The organism is Rhodococcus sp. IEGM 1318 (assembly GCF_033142465.1).
In the GTDB taxonomy this organism is placed as follows: Bacteria; Actinomycetota; Actinomycetes; order Mycobacteriales; family Mycobacteriaceae; genus Rhodococcus_F; species Rhodococcus_F qingshengii_B.
In genome coordinates this window covers 169125-185671 of record NZ_JAWLSC010000005.1, presented here as the reverse complement: position 1 = coordinate 185671, position 16547 = coordinate 169125, and the positions used below count along the sequence as shown (strand labels likewise).

The following is a 16547-nucleotide window of genomic DNA, read 5'->3' as shown; positions in this document are numbered from 1 at the left end:
TGGGGGCAGGTACAAATGATGAGGGCGCTGCGGTTTCTGGCAGTGTCGTCGAGTGTTTTACGGGAAGGTCTCGCTTGTGGCTGTTGTAGATGATCGAGGACCTTCCGACTTCTCAGGGCCGGACTACCCGGGCCCTCCCGAGGCCGAGCCCGACCAGGAGTTCGGACGCCAGCCACCACAGGACATGACTGCCGAGCAGTCGGTGCTCGGCGGCATGCTGCTGAGCAAGGACGCCATCGCGGACGTGCTCGAGGTACTGCGTCCGGGTGACTTCTACCGGCCCGCCCACCAGTCCGTCTACGACGTGATCCTGGACCTCTACAGCCGTGGCGAGCCTGCCGACCCCGTGACGGTTTCCGCCGAGCTCGACCGTCGCGGTGAGCTTCGTCGTATCGGTGGTGCTGCCTATCTGGTGACCCTGACCCAGACAGTGCCCACGGCGGCCAACGCCGCCTTCTATGCCGAGATCGTGGCCGAGAAGTCCGTGCTGCGTCGTCTGGTCGACGCCGGTACTCGCATCGTCCAGTACGGCTACGCCGGCACCGAGGGCCAGGACGTGGCCGAGGTTGTCGACCGCGCGCAGGCCGAGATCTTCGAAGTCACCGAGCGCCGCACCACCGAAGACTTCGTACCCCTGACCGAGCTCCTCCAGCCCACGATGGACGAGATCGACTCCATCGCCAGCCGCGGCGGAATTTCCCTCGGTGTGCCCACCGGATTCAAGGATCTCGACGAGATCACCAACGGTCTTCACGCTGGTCAGATGATCATCGTCGCGGCTAGACCTGGTGTGGGCAAATCGACCCTTGGAATGGATTTTTTGCGTTCCTGCTCCATCACGCACGGCATGGCCAGCGTCATGTTCTCACTGGAAATGAGCAAAACCGAGATCGTCATGCGTCTGCTGTCCGCAGAGGCAAAGATCAAGCTCGGTGACATGCGCTCCGGCAAGATGACCGACGACGACTGGACCAAGCTCGCACGTCGTATGAGTGAGATCAGTGAGGCGCCGCTTTTCATCGACGACTCCCCCAACCTCACGATGATGGAAATTCGCGCAAAAGCGCGGCGGCTCAAGCAGAAACACGATATTCGCTTGATCGTGATCGACTACCTCCAGCTGATGAGCTCCGGCAAAAAGGTCGAGTCCCGCCAGCAGGAAGTTTCCGAATTCTCCCGTAGCCTAAAGCTTTTGGCGAAGGAGCTCGAAGTTCCGGTTGTCGCGATCTGTCAGCTCAACCGTGGTCCTGAGCAGCGAACCGACAAGCGTCCTCAGGTCGCCGACCTTCGTGAGTCCGGTTCCCTCGAGCAGGACGCCGACATGGTGATCCTGCTGTACCGCCCCGACGCGACGGAGCGAGACGATCCCCGTGGTGGCGAGGCCGACCTGATTCTGGGTAAGCACCGTAACGGCCCGACCGCGACAATCACTGTGGCGCACCAGCTTCACCTCTCGAAGTTCGTCGATATGGCGCGGGGATAGCTGCTGCCGCCGCTATCGCCTGAAGGTGGGACGGATTTCAGATCTTGTGGGATTCTGCGACAAGCACCAATCCGATTCCACTAGTGCCGAATTCGGTTTGTCTACAGGTGTGGTAGTGCTGCGGTGAGGAAGACGGCGCCGAAGGTGATTCCGGCAATGCCGGTGAGGATCCCGACCACGCCGGCGGTGTTGTCGCCCAGATCGCGTCCGGGGGTGTCGGGTCGGCGCGCTGCCAGGGCGGTTCCGATGGCGGCGGCACCGAGGAGGATGCCGAGGCCGAACATCCAGAACGTCAGTATCGAGAGGGCACCGAGCATCAACGCCATGTCGCTGTATTCGTCGCTGGTGATAGGACGGTGGTGATCCCACCAATCGGGTGGGGTGTGCGCGCGGGATTCGGTGTTGCCGGTGTTGTCGGATTGTTCGTGCGGGGGGATGGTGGATGCAGTCATGACAGCTAAAGGGTTCTCGTGCTAATTCTTTCGTGTGGTGGATGTGCTGGTGTGCGCCACGGGTGTGCAGTGGGAGATCGAAACGATGGTGGGGTGAGGCCCGAGAACCCATCGCGTGTCCTCGGGAGTCACCCCACCATCAAACGGTGTTTGGGCCAGCCAGATCAGGCTTCGATCTGCACCTGTGTTTTCGCTCCGGCGTTATCGGTTCGGGAGGGCGGTCCGGAAGAGACCTCGATCCTCCGCGGTTTCGCCTTCTCTGCGATCGGCAACGTCACCGTCAACACGCCGTTGTCGTACGAGGCCTCGATCTGTTCGGCGTCGATGTCGTCGCTGATCGACAGCTGCCGTCTGAATGTTCCGGCGAAACGTTCACTCGCCAGCCAGCTCACACCCTCTGCGGAGAGGGCAGTGCGGCGCGCGGTCAACGTCAGGGTCGATCCGTCGATGTGCACGTCCACTGATCCTGGGTCGACGCCGGGAAGATCGGCGTGCAGGACGTACTGGTCTTCGACCTTGTAGAGGTCCATCGGCATGAACCGTGGACTGCGTCCGTTGCCGGTTCCCGCGGCGAGAACGGACTTGGTGATCGCGTCGATGTCGGTGAAAGGATCGAAACGAAGCACAGCAACACACCTCCCATGTCGTGAAAAGAAAGGTCACCGCCACTGTGGCGGTCGACCGAACTTACTGTGCGGGAACATGATAACCACACGAATTAGCACTCTGCAACCGAGAGTGCCAGATCTTTGGGGAAGTGTTCCGGTCCCTGAAGATCGCAGCAGCGGGGTCGCGAGAAACGGTTGCTGCGCGCGGGGTGGGGATAAATTGGAAACAGTCGAAGTCTCGATGCTGTGCACCACCCAAGCCGAAATTCAGCTGCGCACGGCCGTGTTCCGGGGCAATGTAACCCATGTCGGGATGACGCTGCGTTGCCTGATTTCGGCGAAAGCGGTGGTCGCCTTCGACCTCGATTCGGGCACCGCGGTATGGCACTTCGTCAGTAGCGGCGGTGCGGCAATGGATCCGCCGGAGCCCCGACTCTGCGTGTGCGAGTCGGGGCGTATGACCGACGTCGGCATTGAGCACACAACACCGATGACCCACTATCCGTGCGCAGTCGACGTCCATGTCGTCCACACATCTTCAACCATAAACGGTACAGTCGGTATAAATTGTTGTTCAGTCACCTTCGATGCCAAGAAGTGACATGGCCGTTGCATGGCAAGGTGAACATCTTGGTCGTCAGGCTAGCTGCGCAGTAGCCGCGGTGGCTGGGAAGGTGGCCCGTGCCTGGTATTTGGTTTGCAGACGTCTGTTCCGAATGCTTTTGCAAAATAGGTCTTTTCCCGATTTTTGCGGGTGGATCGGGTATCGAACATCGCGGGTGCTCGTTCGTCGGAGTCGCTGCGACCGATGTCGGTGTTCGTGCACACACCGAACCGGCTCTAAGGGAAAACACTTCGGCTACCGTCAAAGCTTGCTCATCACAATGGAACTGGGACTTTCGACCCTGTCGGCCACAAACAGTGCGCAAATAACCTATGTCGGGTCGGGGGCACCCGTTCCGTTTGAGGGGCAAACAATCGGGCGGGTGTTCGTCAAGGCAAGGCCATATCACCCTCTCTGGTCTCCTTGCCGGGCCCTGGGCTGTGCGCGCCCAGAAGTCCGAGAAGTGCTCAGGGCCCGCCGATGCGGGGATCGACAAAGCGATGACGAAAGGTTCTGAAATGAGCCGAAGGAGCGATCGGCGATCGACAAGTTCTGCTCGCCGCCTGGCCACGCCAACTACTGGTGTCAGAGGTTCGGCATGTAAGCCGAACTCGCTCACGGCAGAAGATCTGAGGGCTGTAATCGATTCCCTCACTGGAGCTCTCGCTGCTGAAGAATCGAGTGCGGAAATTGCACCTCTCTCGGGAAATCCTCTGCTGTCGACGCCAACTGACAGACAGTTCTGAATCGCACCGGTATTTTCGGAGCAGGACAGCATATTCGAACTCACGCTCGCTGTCAGACGCGACGGGTAGTGGTCACAGAAGTAGGTGGAAGATATCGAAGGCGACTGTCCATTGGGCTGTGCCGGGGTTTTTGCGGTCCGGTTCGACCGTGGCGAAAGTTTGCGCCAGCGCTACGCTCAACCCTCCTGCGATCAGCGGCAGTCGTTGCTCGGTCTCCTCGGAGAGGGCCACGTCCAAGGGTGGGCGGGCCGTGAGCTGGTCGAGCAGCGGCTGAAGTTCGATCTCCTCGTCGAGTTTTTCGAACCGGTGGATGCTCTCCTGTAATCCCTTGGTGATCGGCAGGTCCCACGGTTCGATCACGTCGCGCAAGTTTGCTTTCGCGGAGGCTTTGCCCATCAGGATCACGTCGTAGATCTTGTCGTCGATGAAATCGGTATAGCGCTTGAGGTCGTTCCGGTCGACCTGCAGTCCAGCCGCTGCCCTGAAGAACCGCTGGAATTTCACGGTGCCCATTACTGGCATGTCGTCAGCTCCTTTCGAAGTATTCATGGATTTGGCGTACGGCCATCGCTCCTTCACCGACGGCGGATGCGACTCGTTTCACCGAGCCGCGGCGGATGTCGCCGGCCGCGAACAGGCCGGGCAGGCTGGTTTCGAGTGTCCTGGACAGACCGTTGCTGCTCGGCAGGTTGCCGTCTACTCGGGCGTGGATGGCGTCCATGCCGGTGAGGACGAAGCCGTGGTCGTCGAGTGCGATCGCTTCGGCCAGCCACCTCGTGTGCGGTACTGCCCCGATGAAGACGAACAGGGCGCGCACCCGAATCGTGTCCTGGTCGCCGGTGCGATTGTCCTCGACCGCAATTGCTTCGAGGTATTTCTCGCCGTGGACCGCACGAATCTCGGTGTGCCGGTGCACGGTGACCCGCGGATGGTGTTCGATCTGGTCGACCAGGTATCGGGACATGCTCTTCCCGAGGTCATCGCCGCGGATGAGCAGGTGCACCTGTGAGACATGCTCGGCGAGGAAGACGGCGGCCTGGCCGGCGGAGTTGCCGCCACCGACGATGGCTATCGGGTCGGTGCCGCATATCCGTGCTTCCTGATGCGTTGCGGCGTAGTACACGCTTGTTCCTTCCAGCGCCTCGATCCCCTGAACGGCCAACTTGCGGTACCGCGCCCCGGCGGCGAGCACAACGGCCCGGGCGTGCACCGACCCGCCGTCCGCCAGTCGGAGCACATGGTTCCCGGCCTCGGATCCCAAACCGATCACTTCTGCCGACACCAGGATGCGGGCGCCGAACTTCCCGGCCTGGAGCACGGCTCGCTCGGCCAATTCGGAGCCGGAGACCCCGGCGGGGAATCCCAGATAATTCTCGATCCGGGATGAGGTACTGGCTTGGCCGCCCGCAGCAATCCGCTCCAACGTCACCGTGTTCAACCCGTCCGAGGCGCCGTACACCGATGCGGCCAGGCCGGCCGGTCCGGCACCCACGACGACGAGGTTGTAGACGTCCTTGGCTCCGTCCGCGACGGGTGCCGGGACAGGAAGCCCGACGACGCGTGCGAGTTCCGCATTCGTCGGATTGCGCAGCACCTTCTCGCCGTGCCAGATCACGACGGGTGTGTCCTCGGGTGCGACGTTCAGGCTGCGTAGCAGTTGCTCCACTCGTTCGTCCTGTTCCAAGTCGAACCACTTGTGGGGCAAACGGTTTCGCATCGCGAACTCACGAAGTCGCAACGTATCCGGGGAAAAGCAGGAGCCGATGATCCGGAACCCGGAGCCGAGCCCGATCAGCAAGTGCCGACGCACAAGGTAGGCGCGCAGGATCAAATCGCTGAGCACGGGATCGTGGGCAATCAGCTCGCGTACCTGCTCGGCCGGGACGACGAGTATCTCGCCGTCCTCGATCGCTTCGGCGGTGAAGAACGCCACCTGACCTTCCAGGAGTCCGAGCTCGCCCAGGAAACGCCCAGGACCGTGCACGCGCAGTATCCGGCGCTCGCCGTCCGCGTCGCCTTCGTCGACGACTGCGATCTTTCCGGAAAGGACGACGACGAAATCGTTGTCAGGCGCGCCTTCTCGGATCAGCACCTCGCCGGCGTGAACCGGTCGACGCGAGCCACCGACCTCGAGCTTCGCGACCTGGTCGTCCGTCAGCCGCGGGAAGGCGCCCTCCTCGTCTGGGGTCTCGTCGTCGACCGGCGGGCTGTACCCGATCGGTGAGGCGCCCTCAGACGAAGTTCTGGTCGACATAACACCACCGCCAATCTTCACCGGGCTCCATCGACTGGACGATCGGATGCCCGATGGCGTGAGCGTGCGCACTCGCGTGCCTGCCCGGCGAAGAGTCGCAGCAACCGACGTGTCCGCACGTCAGGCACAGCCTCAGATGCACCCACGGGGTGCCGAGGCGAAGACATTCCTCGCAGCCCTGCGGGGTACGGGGCACCACGGCCCGGATCGCGGTTACATGTGGGTCCGCATGGACAGGACTCATGACTTCGCCTCCTCGCCGGCATTTTCCGAGAGCGCCTGATCGAGCCAGGTGCGCAGCTGGGGTACCGGAGCTGCGCCCGACTGGCGAGCGAGAACCTCACCCCGGTCCATCACCAGCAGAGTCGGCACGGCGCGGACGGTGAATCGTTCAGCCGTCCGGGGTGCAGCATCCACGTCGACCTTGACCAGCTTGATCTGGCCGGCGTGTTCTCTGGCGAGCTGCTCGAGCGCGGGGCTGACCATGCGGCACGGGCCGCACCACGTCGCCCACAGATCCACGAGCACAGGCACCGAGGATTTTTCGACGATCTCCGCGAAGTCACCGTCTCCCGCTGCGGCGATCCATGGCAGCGGCTCGTGGCAGTTGCCGCAGCGAGGTCTTCCTTCCCCTGCTGCCGGGATGTTGTTGGTCTTGCCGCAGTTCGGGCACTTCACCTTTTCGGATCCCATGACCAGTTACCTCTTCTCAGGCCGCCGCGAAGGCGGGTTCGGCATACGTGACGGCAAGCTCGCCGCCGTCCACCGTGACGCTGATGGTGCCGTCCGGTTTGATCTCGCCGCGCAACAGTGCACGGCCGATCTGGGTCTCGACCTCGTGTGCGATGTATCGGCGCAGCGGCCGCGCACCGTAGACAGGGTCGAACCCGTGTTCGGCGATCAGTCGGCGTGCCTCCGGCGTGATTTCCAGGTGTATCTGTCTCTCCGACAACCTGTTTCGAAGGTCGGTGAGTTGCAGTTCCACTATGTGCTCGATCTGGGGCAGGGTGAGTGGGGAGAACAGCACGATGTCGTGGACCCGGTTGAGGAATTCGGGGCGGAAATGCCCGCGCAGTTCTGCCATCACTCGTTCCCTGGCGTCCGGCTTGATTTCGCCGTCGACTGTGACCCCGTCGAGGAGATGCTGGGATCCGATGTTGGAGGTCATGATGATCACCGTGTTCCGGAAATCGACTTGCCTCCCTTGAGAATCGGTGATCCGGCCGTCGTCGAGCACCTGCAGCAGGGTATTGAAGACGTCGGCGTGGGCCTTCTCGATCTCGTCGAAGAGCACCACGGAGTACGGCTTGCGCCGCACCGCCTCAGTGAGCTGGCCACCTTCGTCGTACCCGACGTATCCGGGAGGTGCACCGATGAGCCGACTCACCGTGTGCCGTTCCTGGTACTCGCTCATATCGAGGCGCACCATGTTGTCTTCACTGTCGAATAGGGCGCTGGCCAATGTCTTTGCGAGCTCGGTCTTTCCGACGCCTGTCGGGCCCAGGAAAATGAACGAACCGATCGGTCGACGCGGATCACGGATACCGGACCTCGCCCGGATCACAGCGTCCGCGACCAGTTGCACCGCCTCGTCCTGACCGACGACCCGCTCGTGCAGGATCTCGTCGAGCTTCAACAACTTCTCCCGCTCACCTTCTTGCAGCCGGGCGACCGGGATACCCGTCCATGCGGCCACGATCTCTGCGATCTCGTCTTCGGTGACCACTTCACGCAGCAACGGATTTCGGCCTTGTCTGGTGGCCAGTTGCTCCTCCGCCGCCTCGAGCCGGCGTTCGAGCTCGGTGATCTCGCCGTATCGCAACTCGGCTGCCCGATTGAGGTCGTAGTTGCGTTCGGCGGCCTCGGCCTCGACGCGCAACCGTTCCAAATCTCCTCGCAGTTCTTGCACCCGCCGGATCGCCTGCCGCTCCGCCTCCCATTGAGCGTGCCGGGCGTCTGCCTCGGCCCGCAGGTCGGCCAGCTCCTTGCGCAATTCTTCGAGGCGCGCCTTGCTGGCCGCGTCCGTTTCCTTGGACAGTGCGGCCTCTTCGATCTCCAGACGGGTCACCTTCCGGGTGAGCTCGTCGAGTTCGGCAGGCATCGAATCGATTTCGGTGCGGAGCCGAGCGCATGCCTCGTCTACGAGATCGATCGCCTTGTCCGGAAGGAAGCGGTCGGTGATGTACCGGTGCGAGAGGGTCACGGCGGCCACCAATGCACCGTCTTGAATTTTCACGCCATGGAACACCTCGAGGCGTTCTCGAAGTCCGCGCAGAATCGAGATCGCATCCTCGGCACTGGGCTCGTCGACGAGAACGGTCTGGAATCGACGCTCCAGTGCCGCATCGGATTCGATGTGCTTGCGATACTCGTCGAGAGTGGTGGCACCGATCATGTGCAGTTCGCCGCGTGCGAGCATCGGTTTGAGCATGTTGCCGGCATCGAGAGACCCCTCGCCGCCGACCGAGCCCGCTCCGACCACGGTATGCAACTCGTCGACGAACAACAGGATGCGCCCCTCGGCAGCCTTCACCTCGGACAGCACGGCCTGCAGTCGCTCCTCGAACTCGCCGCGGTACTTCGCACCGGCCACCAGAGAACCCATGTCGAGCGAGAAGATCGTCTTGTCGCGTAGGCCCTCGGGCACGTCGCCGCGGACGATCCGCTGGGCGAGACCCTCGACAATCGCAGTCTTACCTACACCGGGGTCGCCGATCAGCACCGGGTTGTTCTTCGTTTTCCGGCTCAAGATCTGAGTTACCCTGCGTATCTCGGCATCCCGGCCGATGACCGGATCGAGTTTGCCTGCCCGCCCCTCGGAGACGAGGTCGCGCCCGTACTTCTCCAATGCCTCGTACGCCCCCTCCGGGGTTGCCGACGTGACACGCTGATTGCCGCGCACCTTCGTCAGCGCTGTGAGGAAGGCGTCCCGTGTGACCCCATGACTGGCGAGGACCCGCCCGGCCGCGCTGGCCGATCCTTCCTCGGAGAGGGCCATCACAAGATGCTCCACCGACACGTAGGAATCCTTGAGTCTCTTCGCCTCCCGCTCTGCGGCATCGAGCAGCTTGGCCAGACGCTGGGTGATCATCACCTGGCCGGGAGTTGCACCGGGGCCGCTGACCTTCGGCCTACGCGACAGTTCGCGATCCAGATCGGATCGCAGTGCGTCGACGTTCGCGCCGGCCTGCTCGAGCAGTCGGGGCACCAACCCATCCTGTTGATCGACCAATGCGAGCAGCAGATGCTCTCCGTCGACCTCGGTGTGGCCCATTCTGGTCGCAACATTCTGGGCTTCCTGCAAGGCTTCTCGTGACTTTTCGGTCAAGCTGCCGGTGTCCATGAGGACGTCCTCCTTCTGCGGGCCGCGGCTTCGAGTCTTTCGATTCGATCCAGCAGATCGAGCACGAGCCCGATTGCCGAGTAGTTGAGGCCCAGACCCGTCCGCAGCCGTTGGATGCGTGCGGCGTGGGTTACTTCGGATGGGTCGAACGACATCTCCCCGCCGGCGTAGAAGTGGGCGTCGAGCAGACCGAGAGCCACGAGTTTTCGTGCCAGATCCGGGTGCAGGCCAGTACGTTCGGCGAAGGCGTCTGGCGACAAGCCGGCACGGCGAACCAATACGTACTGAGTGATCGGCGTTGAGGTGCTCATGTCTCTTTCCTCGGATTGAAGTTCGATTCGGCGCCCAACTGCTCGAACAGTTCACGTTCGCGTGCTGTCGGTTTCGACGGAACCATCACCTTGATTTCGGCGTAGAGGTTGCCGTTGGCACCGCGCGGATTGGGCATACCCTCTCCGCGCAGGCGCAGCTTCCTGCCAGTCGAAGAGCCGGGCACCACTTTGACTTTCGCTTCACCACCCGGTGTGGGAACGACGACTGTCGACCCGAGAACCGCCTCCCATGGCGATACGGGCAGATCGACGTAGATGTCCCGGCCCTGTACGCGGAACCGTGAATGCGGTTTGATCCGCACCACGAGGTACAGATCCCCAGGCGGCGCGTCACCGTTGCCTCGGCCGCCTTGCCCGGCCAACCGGATTCGCTGTCCGTCCAGGACGCCGGCTGGAATGTCGACGTCATACTGCCGTCCGTCCAGTCTGAGAGTGCGTTTTCCGCCCTGATAGGCCTCTTCCAGAGCCAGTCCCAGTTCGGCTTCCTGATCGGCGCCGGGAATCGGTCCGAACCCACCGCCTCCGCCGAACATCTGCCCGAAGAGGTCTTCGAAGTCGACGGCACCCTCACTACCGACTCCGTGGCCGAAGTGCACCCTTCTCCCGCCACCGCCGTACCCGGCGGCGTTTGCCCGCACCCGTTCGTCGTAGTCCTCGGGTACATGCCGGAAGTCGTCACCGAATCGGTCATAGCGTTTCCGGGTGTCGGGGTCGGACAACACCTGGTAGGCCTCGTTGACCTCCTTGAACCTGTCCTCCGCAGTGGGATCCTTGTTCACATCGGGGTGGTACTTGCGGGCCAGCTTGCGGTACGCCTGCTGAATTTCGTCGGTACCGGCGCCTTTCGGTACCCCGAGCACCTCGTAGTAGTCACGGGCCATCGGTGCTCACCCCTCAGGGCGGCTGACGACCACCGCGGCGGGCCGCAACTGTCGCCCGTCCTCTCCATAACCCGGGCGCAAGACCTCGACCACGGTCCCGGACGGGAGGTCGGGTTGGGATACCACACTGACCACTTCGTGCAGTTCCGGGGAGAACGGCACACCGACCTCGTCGTGGCGCTCGAAGCCGAGTCGTGAGAGCACCTGCACCGCCTGGTCCCGGATCGCCTTCACACCTTCGACGACGGCCTGCGGATCGCTGCCCGCGTGTGCAAGCGCAAGCTCCAAGTTGTCCAGTATCGGCAGCCACGCCGCCGAAACCTTCGCTACTTCCGCGGCGCGTTCACGGTCCAGATCCTTGGCGTACCGCTTGCGCAGGTTGTCCAGATCTGCGAGGGTCCTGCGCCAACGGTCCTCGAGTTGCGATAGTTCGGTTTCCATGTCGGTGCGATCAGGCGCCGTCTTGCTCTGATCCGTGTCGGTACTGGCGATAGCCGGCTCAGTCGTCGAATGATCTGCAGATGCTTCCATCGTGCACCTCAGCTTCGATCGAATTCGGCGTCGATCACGTCGCCGTCATCCGACGACGCAGCCTCAGCGCCGCCTGCCTGGCCGGCGTCTGCCTGGTCCGGCACAAGTCCGTAGAGCAGCTGTTGCAGCTCCGAGGTGAGTGGCTGAACCTCCGCGGGTGAAGCGCCGTCTTGCACGGCCTTTCTGGCGTCGGCAATCAGCATCTCGGCCCGCGCCTTCTCATGCGGCGGGGCACTGTCACCGAGTTCGGCGAGTCGCCGCTCCACTTGATACGCAACCGAATCGAGCCCGTTGCGCGCGTCGACCGCCTTGCGCAGCGCCTCGTCCTCACCCCGGTTCCGTTCGGCCTCCGCCAGCATGCGCTCGACCTCACCCTGGTCCAGGTTGCCCTGTTCACTGATCGTGATGCTCTGTTCCTTGCCTGTGTCCTTGTCGCGAGCGGTGACGTTCAGGATGCCGTTGGCGTCGATGTCGAAAATGACTTCCACCTGGGCCTCGCCACGTGGCGCGGGGCGGATGTCTTCCAGTCGGAACCGACCCAGCACCCGGTTGTCGGCCGCACGTTCGCGTTCGCCCTGCAGCACCACGACGTCCACGGCGGACTGATTGTCTTCCGCCGTGGAGAACACTTCGCTGCGCCGTGCCGGGATCGTCGTGTTCCGCTCGATGATCTTGGTCATCACCCCGCCCTGCGTCTCGACGCCGAGGGACAGTGGGGTGACATCGAGTAACAACACATCGGAAACCTCGCCCTTGAGCACGCCCGCCTGGACTGCGGCTCCGAGTGCAACGACCTCGTCCGGGTTGACGCCCATGTGGGGGTCCTTACCGCCGGTCAGCCGGCGAACCAGCGCCTGCACAGCCGGAATACGTGTCGAACCGCCGACCAGTATCACTTCGTCGATGTCGTTGGCGGCGACCTTGGCGTCACTCATCGCCTGCTTCACCGGGCCGAGGCACCGTTCCACCAGATCGGCTGTCAAATCATCGAACTTCGATCGCATGATCGTGGTGGTGAGATGTTTGGGACCATTCGCGTCAGCGGTGACGAAGGGCAGGTTGACCTGGGCCTGGGTCACCGAGGACAACTCCACCTTTGCTTTCTCCGCGGCTTCGAACAGTCGCTGCAACGCCTGTGCATCCTTACGCAGATCGATGTTCTCCGTGCTCTGGAATTCGTCGGCGAGGTAGTCCACTATGCGTCGGTCGAAGTCGTCGCCGCCCAAGTGGGAGTCGCCGGCCGTGGAACGAACCTCGACTACCCCCTCTCCGACGTCCAGCAGGCTCACATCGAAGGTTCCGCCGCCGAGGTCGAAGACCAATACGGTTTCGTGGGTCTGTTTGTCCATGCCGTACGCGAGTGCCGCAGCGGTCGGCTCGTTGATAATCCGCAAAACCTCGAGGCCTGCGATACGCCCTGCGTCCTTGGTGGCGTTTCGTTGCGCGTCGTTGAAGTAGGCAGGAACGGTGATGACCGCTTCCTTCACCTTTTCGCCGAGGAACTTACTCGCGTCGTCGACGAGCTTGCGCAGCACGAGAGCGCTGATCTCCTCTGGTGCGTATTTCTTGCCGTGCACGTCAAATCGGGCTTCACCGTTGTCGCCCGGTACGACGTCGAAGCTGACCGCTTTGGCCTCTTCGGAGATCTCGTCGTAGTGACGTCCGATGAAGCGTTTCGCCGAGTAGATCGTGCCCTTCGGATTCAAGATCGCCTGCCGTCGGGCAAGCTGGCCAACCAGACGCTCACCGTTCTCGGTGAACGCCACCACCGAAGGCGTCGTCCGTGCTCCCTCTACATTGGAGATCACCACCGGCTCGCCGCCTTGCCAGCTTGCGATGACCGAGTTGGTTGTGCCCAAGTCGATGCCTACAGCAGTTGTCATGACTCATTCCTTTCGATCGCCTGGCCGGTGAGCAAGTGCACGGTTCCGCCCGCGACCTCGATGTCGGCAAGGACTTCGTGGTGACCTGGTTTCAATGACTGGATTGAGGGCTGGATTGAGGTGAATCACGCTGCCTGCTCCTGCATCCCATGCAGGAGCGGCCGAGCAGGGTGCCGGCAACGGCACCTGACGCCAATTCACGGACGACGGCGTGAGGTCCAAGAGCGGCCGCAGCGGGGATTTCCGCCACTGAGCTTTGACATCACTGAGCTTTGACATCACGCCCCTCAGCGTTGATGTTGTGGGGTTCAACGGGGCAGCGGCGACCACACCTGCCCTTGATCGAAGATGTCCACCGGAACCCGATCGAGGCGGCCATCGCACGAAACTCCGAGTATCGGCCGCTACGTGAAAACTCGAGTGTCGGCCGCTACTGCGGTACGTCCACACTACCGCGGCGCATCCATAAGTAGAACTCCCGTTGCGAAAGATTCTTGCAGCGAGCGGGCAGCAGCTTCGTTGAACCCGGATGGGATTCATTGTGGCTCTATCGAATTTCGTTGTGGCAGGGAGGTAATGACCTACCTATCGACAGTTTCAGGTGGTTGCGAGTGGGGGCGACAACCCGCGCGCTGCACAGTTCAGTGCCCAGTTCCGTGACTGGTCAGAAGATCGCCCGAATTGGAAGAGGTTGCAATTCAACAAGTTTCGACCTCCGCCCCTTATCGGGACTTACGTGGGATCTCGTCTGTTCCTCTGCTACATCCTTTGGCAGGAATTCGATCAGGGGGTCGGTTTGCTCTCTCCCCGTCGTGGCGCAGGTGTGCCAGGTCTGGCCGTGGTTGTGTTTGTCTCGGGTCGAAGCCGCCTCAGGGATGTAGTACGACTTTGGTCCAGCCGTCGTCGCGAGCGTCGAAGTGCTGGTAGCCGGATTCGGCTTCGGTGAGCGGGAGTTCGTGGGAGATGATCCAGGAGGGCTTTGCCCGGTCTTCGTGGATGAGGTCGCGCAGTTGCCGGTTGTAGTGTTTGACGTTCGCTTGTCCAGTGCCGATCTTTTGGCCCTTGAACCAGAATTTGCCCATGTCGAAGGCGATCTTGCCGTTTCGCTCGAGTTCGTCGGGGCCGTTCTGGTCTTGGGGAAGGAAGATGCCGACCACGCCGATGTGGCCGGTGAATCGCACCGAATCCACGAGGCGGTTCATCGTCATGGCGGCGTCCTCGTGGCCTTGCGGGTCGTGTGCCTGATAGCCGACGCATTCACAACCTTTGTCTGCGCCTTTCCCGTTGGTCTGCGCGAGGACTTGCTCGACGGGGTCGCCCTTCGAGTCGTCGATGGGTACGACGCCGATCTCTTCGGCCAGGCGTAGCCGGTCTGGGTGACGGTCGACGATCATCACCTTGCTCGCTCCCTGGATCATCGCCGAATACGCGGCCATCAAACCGACTGGGCCAGCGCCGTAGACCACCATCGAATCGCCGGGTTGCATGTCGGCCAGGCGGGTGCAATGCCATCCGGTGGGAAAGATGTCCGACAGCATCACGTAATCGGTTTCCTTGTCCTGGGCATCCTCGGGCAGGCGCAGACAGTTGAAGTCGCCGAACGGCACCCGCAGATATTCCGCCTGTCCACCCCAGAACGGACCCATCCCCGCGAAACCGAATGCGGCACCGGCCATCTTCGGATCCGGATGCACCGTCAGACAGAAGGCCGTCAGCCCTTCCTCGCAGTTTCGGCAAAAACCACAGCCGATGTTGAACGGCAAGCACACTCGATCCCCGGGCGATACTTTGACCACCGCATTGCCCACTTCGGCGACAATTCCCAAGTTTTCGTGACCGAGGACCATTCCGGGCTCCAGATCGGTGCGGCCCTCGTACATGTGTAGATCCGACCCACATATGTTGGTGCTCGTGATCTTCACCAGCACATCGGTCGGCTGCTCAATCCTCGCGTCGGGCACATCCTTCACATGAACCTCACGTGGCCCGTCGTACACAAGTGCTTTCATGGCGACACTCCCTTAGCTGCGGCGTTTCCGGTTGATCTCGTCCGGTCACAGGTGATTACGCGTGAGCGACCGACCGAATGAATCGTGCTGTTCGGGGCAGGCCCACGGCGCACGGAACTCAAGGCCGTGCCAAAACAATGGCACACCAACATTTTCCGTCGCGGCCCGCAGCTGAGGCTGCATTCCAGGCGTCGTATTCCCTCACCATGGAGTCTCCTCTTTCGGCTCCACGATCGCTAGGGGCGGGATCGGTTTTCCTCGATCGGCGGGTTTGGGTTCCTTCCATTAACCGATGGCTGGTGTGATGCTTGACAGTGTCCACCACCTCGAAGAGGAGATCCGATATGGCTACCAAGGCGCTGCTGGTCCGACTCGAAGCCAAACCCGGCAAGGAAGAGGCGGTCGAGGAATTTCTCCGATCGGCGCTGCCACTCGTCGAGCAGGAGCCCGGCACGAAACCCTGGTTCGCGGTGCGGTTCGGGCCCTCGTCGTTCGGCATCATCGACGCATTCCCCGACCAAGCTGCCCGCGAGACACATCTCAATGGTCCGGTCGGCAAGGCTCTCGGCGAACGTGCCGACGAACTCTTCGCTGCGCCGCCCGAAATCAGCCACCTCGACGTTCTCGCTGAAAAACTCTGAACGACCGACTAGGCAAGCCCAGTCGGCGACCGTCACACTTCGGCTGCGAATATAGTTGTGCCACAGCCACACCCGATTCGGGAGAGCTTTGCCGGCGTGCGCGGCTGTGGCGTGCGGTCCGTCGCTCATTCGACCCAGGCATCGGTAGATCACGAGAAGTGTACTCAGTCGAGTCGACTCGGTACGCGTGTAAGAAAGCACTTCAAACTCGTTTTATTACAAAGTGTTTCGAGTCTGAACTGACTTGAATGGAAGTGAAGCAGGACTTCTCGTTTCTGCTGGGATAGTTCTGAGCCGTGGAAAAGGTCATCTTTCCGCGGAATTTCAGCGACAATTGTTGTGGGAAAACTCGAAAGTCGCAGTCCGATAGGACAAATAGACCCGGAATCTACATGCGCGGTCCGAGAGTGTCTCCACAAGTTCGGTGAACATGCCCGCTGGATCAGAAATGCTCAGTTGGGGCCCCACCGTGCGCCGTGAGCCCGGCTTGATCTTGACGGAGTTGGTGCTCGAAGTCGGAGCAATGTCACTTCCCGATCTGGTGTCGGCAGTTGATCGGGAGGAGGAGTTGTCGAGGGGGTTCGACGATGCGCTCGATGATGTGTGCGCTGCCAATCGATTCCCTCGACCGGCGGTGACACTGATGACGGATTTTGCTGTTCTTGCGGACGCTGTATCGCGGTGATTGACCACTCGGCTAAGAAGCTCCGGCGTGCAGCAGAGGTGACCTACACACGCGGATGATGTGACCGGCGAGGGTTACCGAGCCGCGGATTGGCA

General features: G+C 62.0%; 16 protein-coding genes. 4 read left to right on the top strand and 12 right to left on the bottom strand.

Annotation, left to right across the window (positions count from 1 at the left end; genetic code table 11):
- Nucleotides 1-76 precede the first annotated feature (76 nt).
- Entirely contained in the window at nt 77-1483 is a 1407-nt protein-coding gene (gene dnaB, locus R4P65_RS14130; protein WP_019746049.1) for a replicative DNA helicase, read from the top strand.
- A 101-nt stretch (nt 1484-1584) separates the two neighbouring features.
- Here the strand turns inward: dnaB and R4P65_RS14125 are convergent, their stop codons facing one another.
- Together R4P65_RS14125 and R4P65_RS14120 are read right to left on the bottom strand one after the other, a co-directional pair.
- Nucleotides 1585-1935, bottom strand: a complete 351-nt coding sequence (locus R4P65_RS14125) for a hypothetical protein (RefSeq protein WP_317826977.1) — start codon at nt 1933-1935, stop codon at nt 1585-1587.
- Nucleotides 1936-2099: 164 nt separating this feature from the next.
- Nucleotides 2100-2561: an Hsp20/alpha crystallin family protein gene (locus R4P65_RS14120; protein ID WP_317826976.1), complete on the bottom strand. Its 462-nt coding sequence runs from the start codon at nt 2559-2561 to the stop codon at nt 2100-2102.
- Between the two features lie 202 nt (nt 2562-2763).
- Here R4P65_RS14120 and R4P65_RS14115 point away from each other — a divergent pair, with 202 nt between their 5' ends.
- Nucleotides 2764-3144, top strand: coding sequence for a hypothetical protein (locus tag R4P65_RS14115; RefSeq protein ID WP_317826975.1), 381 nt, complete (start codon nt 2764-2766; stop codon nt 3142-3144).
- An 821-nt stretch (nt 3145-3965) separates the two neighbouring features.
- Here R4P65_RS14115 and R4P65_RS14110 read toward each other — a convergent pair.
- The 10 genes from R4P65_RS14110 to R4P65_RS14065 all read right to left on the bottom strand — a co-directional run bounded on the left by R4P65_RS14110 (nt 3966) and on the right by R4P65_RS14065 (nt 15126).
- Nucleotides 3966-4406 (bottom strand): DUF1931 family protein, encoded by a 441-nt coding sequence (locus R4P65_RS14110; protein ID WP_317827135.1) that lies wholly within the window; start codon nt 4404-4406, stop codon nt 3966-3968.
- Between the two features lie 13 nt (nt 4407-4419).
- The gene (locus tag R4P65_RS14105) at nt 4420-6147 is read right to left on the bottom strand and encodes an FAD-dependent oxidoreductase (RefSeq protein WP_317826974.1); all 1728 of its coding nucleotides are present in this window, start codon (nt 6145-6147) and stop codon (nt 4420-4422) included.
- On the bottom strand, nt 6125-6391 hold the full coding sequence (locus R4P65_RS14100; RefSeq protein ID WP_007735548.1) for a UBP-type zinc finger domain-containing protein: 267 nt from the start codon (nt 6389-6391) through the stop codon (nt 6125-6127). The genes R4P65_RS14105 and R4P65_RS14100 overlap by 23 nt, the downstream gene beginning before the upstream one ends.
- A complete protein-coding gene (gene trxA / locus R4P65_RS14095; RefSeq protein ID WP_045065867.1) occupies nt 6388-6840 on the bottom strand; it encodes a thioredoxin in 453 nt (150 codons plus the stop codon). The genes R4P65_RS14100 and trxA overlap by 4 nt, the downstream gene beginning before the upstream one ends.
- A 16-nt stretch (nt 6841-6856) precedes the next feature.
- Entirely contained in the window at nt 6857-9490 is a 2634-nt protein-coding gene (gene clpB, locus R4P65_RS14090) for an ATP-dependent chaperone ClpB (RefSeq protein ID WP_317826973.1), read from the bottom strand.
- Complete coding sequence (locus R4P65_RS14085; protein ID WP_317826972.1) at nt 9472-9801, bottom strand: chaperone modulator CbpM; 330 nt, start codon at nt 9799-9801, stop codon at nt 9472-9474. The genes clpB and R4P65_RS14085 overlap by 19 nt, the downstream gene beginning before the upstream one ends.
- Entirely contained in the window at nt 9798-10703 is a 906-nt protein-coding gene (locus tag R4P65_RS14080; protein WP_317826971.1) for a DnaJ C-terminal domain-containing protein, read from the bottom strand. Before R4P65_RS14080 ends, R4P65_RS14085 begins: the two co-directional genes overlap by 4 nt.
- Before the next feature lie 6 nt (nt 10704-10709).
- Nucleotides 10710-11234, bottom strand: coding sequence for a nucleotide exchange factor GrpE (locus R4P65_RS14075; protein ID WP_317826970.1), 525 nt, complete (start codon nt 11232-11234; stop codon nt 10710-10712).
- An 8-nt stretch (nt 11235-11242) separates the two neighbouring features.
- Nucleotides 11243-13117: a molecular chaperone DnaK gene (dnaK, locus tag R4P65_RS14070; RefSeq protein ID WP_317826969.1), complete on the bottom strand. Its 1875-nt coding sequence runs from the start codon at nt 13115-13117 to the stop codon at nt 11243-11245.
- Nucleotides 13118-13986: 869 nt separating this feature from the next.
- Nucleotides 13987-15126, bottom strand: a complete 1140-nt coding sequence (locus R4P65_RS14065) for a glutathione-independent formaldehyde dehydrogenase (protein WP_279163349.1) — start codon at nt 15124-15126, stop codon at nt 13987-13989.
- Nucleotides 15127-15470: 344 nt separating this feature from the next.
- Here R4P65_RS14065 and R4P65_RS14060 point away from each other — a divergent pair, with 344 nt between their 5' ends.
- Both R4P65_RS14060 and R4P65_RS14055 read left to right on the top strand, forming a co-directional pair.
- Nucleotides 15471-15767 (top strand): putative quinol monooxygenase, encoded by a 297-nt coding sequence (locus tag R4P65_RS14060; protein WP_045065850.1) that lies wholly within the window; start codon nt 15471-15473, stop codon nt 15765-15767.
- Between the two features lie 430 nt (nt 15768-16197).
- Nucleotides 16198-16452 (top strand): hypothetical protein, encoded by a 255-nt coding sequence (locus R4P65_RS14055; RefSeq protein WP_317826968.1) that lies wholly within the window; start codon nt 16198-16200, stop codon nt 16450-16452.
- Nucleotides 16453-16547 lie beyond the last annotated feature (95 nt).

Bases quoted from the DNA above. Each gene is read 5' to 3' on its own strand.
- R4P65_RS14125 (WP_317826977.1), bottom strand. From the start codon at position 1,935: ATGACTGCATCCACCATCCCCCCGCACGAACAATCCGACAACACCGGC.
- R4P65_RS14110 (WP_317827135.1), bottom strand. From the start codon at position 4,406: ATGGGCACCGTGAAATTCCAGCGGTTCTTCAGGGCAGCGGCTGGACTG.
- R4P65_RS14105 (WP_317826974.1), bottom strand. From the start codon at position 6,147: ATGTCGACCAGAACTTCGTCTGAGGGCGCCTCACCGATCGGGTACAGC.
- R4P65_RS14100 (WP_007735548.1), bottom strand. From the start codon at position 6,391: ATGAGTCCTGTCCATGCGGACCCACATGTAACCGCGATCCGGGCCGTG.
- trxA (WP_045065867.1), bottom strand. From the start codon at position 6,840: ATGGGATCCGAAAAGGTGAAGTGCCCGAACTGCGGCAAGACCAACAAC.
- clpB (WP_317826973.1), bottom strand. From the start codon at position 9,490: ATGGACACCGGCAGCTTGACCGAAAAGTCACGAGAAGCCTTGCAGGAA.
- R4P65_RS14085 (WP_317826972.1), bottom strand. From the start codon at position 9,801: ATGAGCACCTCAACGCCGATCACTCAGTACGTATTGGTTCGCCGTGCC.
- R4P65_RS14080 (WP_317826971.1), bottom strand. From the start codon at position 10,703: ATGGCCCGTGACTACTACGAGGTGCTCGGGGTACCGAAAGGCGCCGGT.
- R4P65_RS14075 (WP_317826970.1), bottom strand. From the start codon at position 11,234: ATGGAAGCATCTGCAGATCATTCGACGACTGAGCCGGCTATCGCCAGT.
- dnaK (WP_317826969.1), bottom strand. From the start codon at position 13,117: ATGACAACTGCTGTAGGCATCGACTTGGGCACAACCAACTCGGTCATC.
- R4P65_RS14065 (WP_279163349.1), bottom strand. From the start codon at position 15,126: ATGAAAGCACTTGTGTACGACGGGCCACGTGAGGTTCATGTGAAGGAT.
- R4P65_RS14060 (WP_045065850.1), top strand. From the start codon at position 15,471: ATGGCTACCAAGGCGCTGCTGGTCCGACTCGAAGCCAAACCCGGCAAG.
- R4P65_RS14055 (WP_317826968.1), top strand. From the start codon at position 16,198: ATGCCCGCTGGATCAGAAATGCTCAGTTGGGGCCCCACCGTGCGCCGT.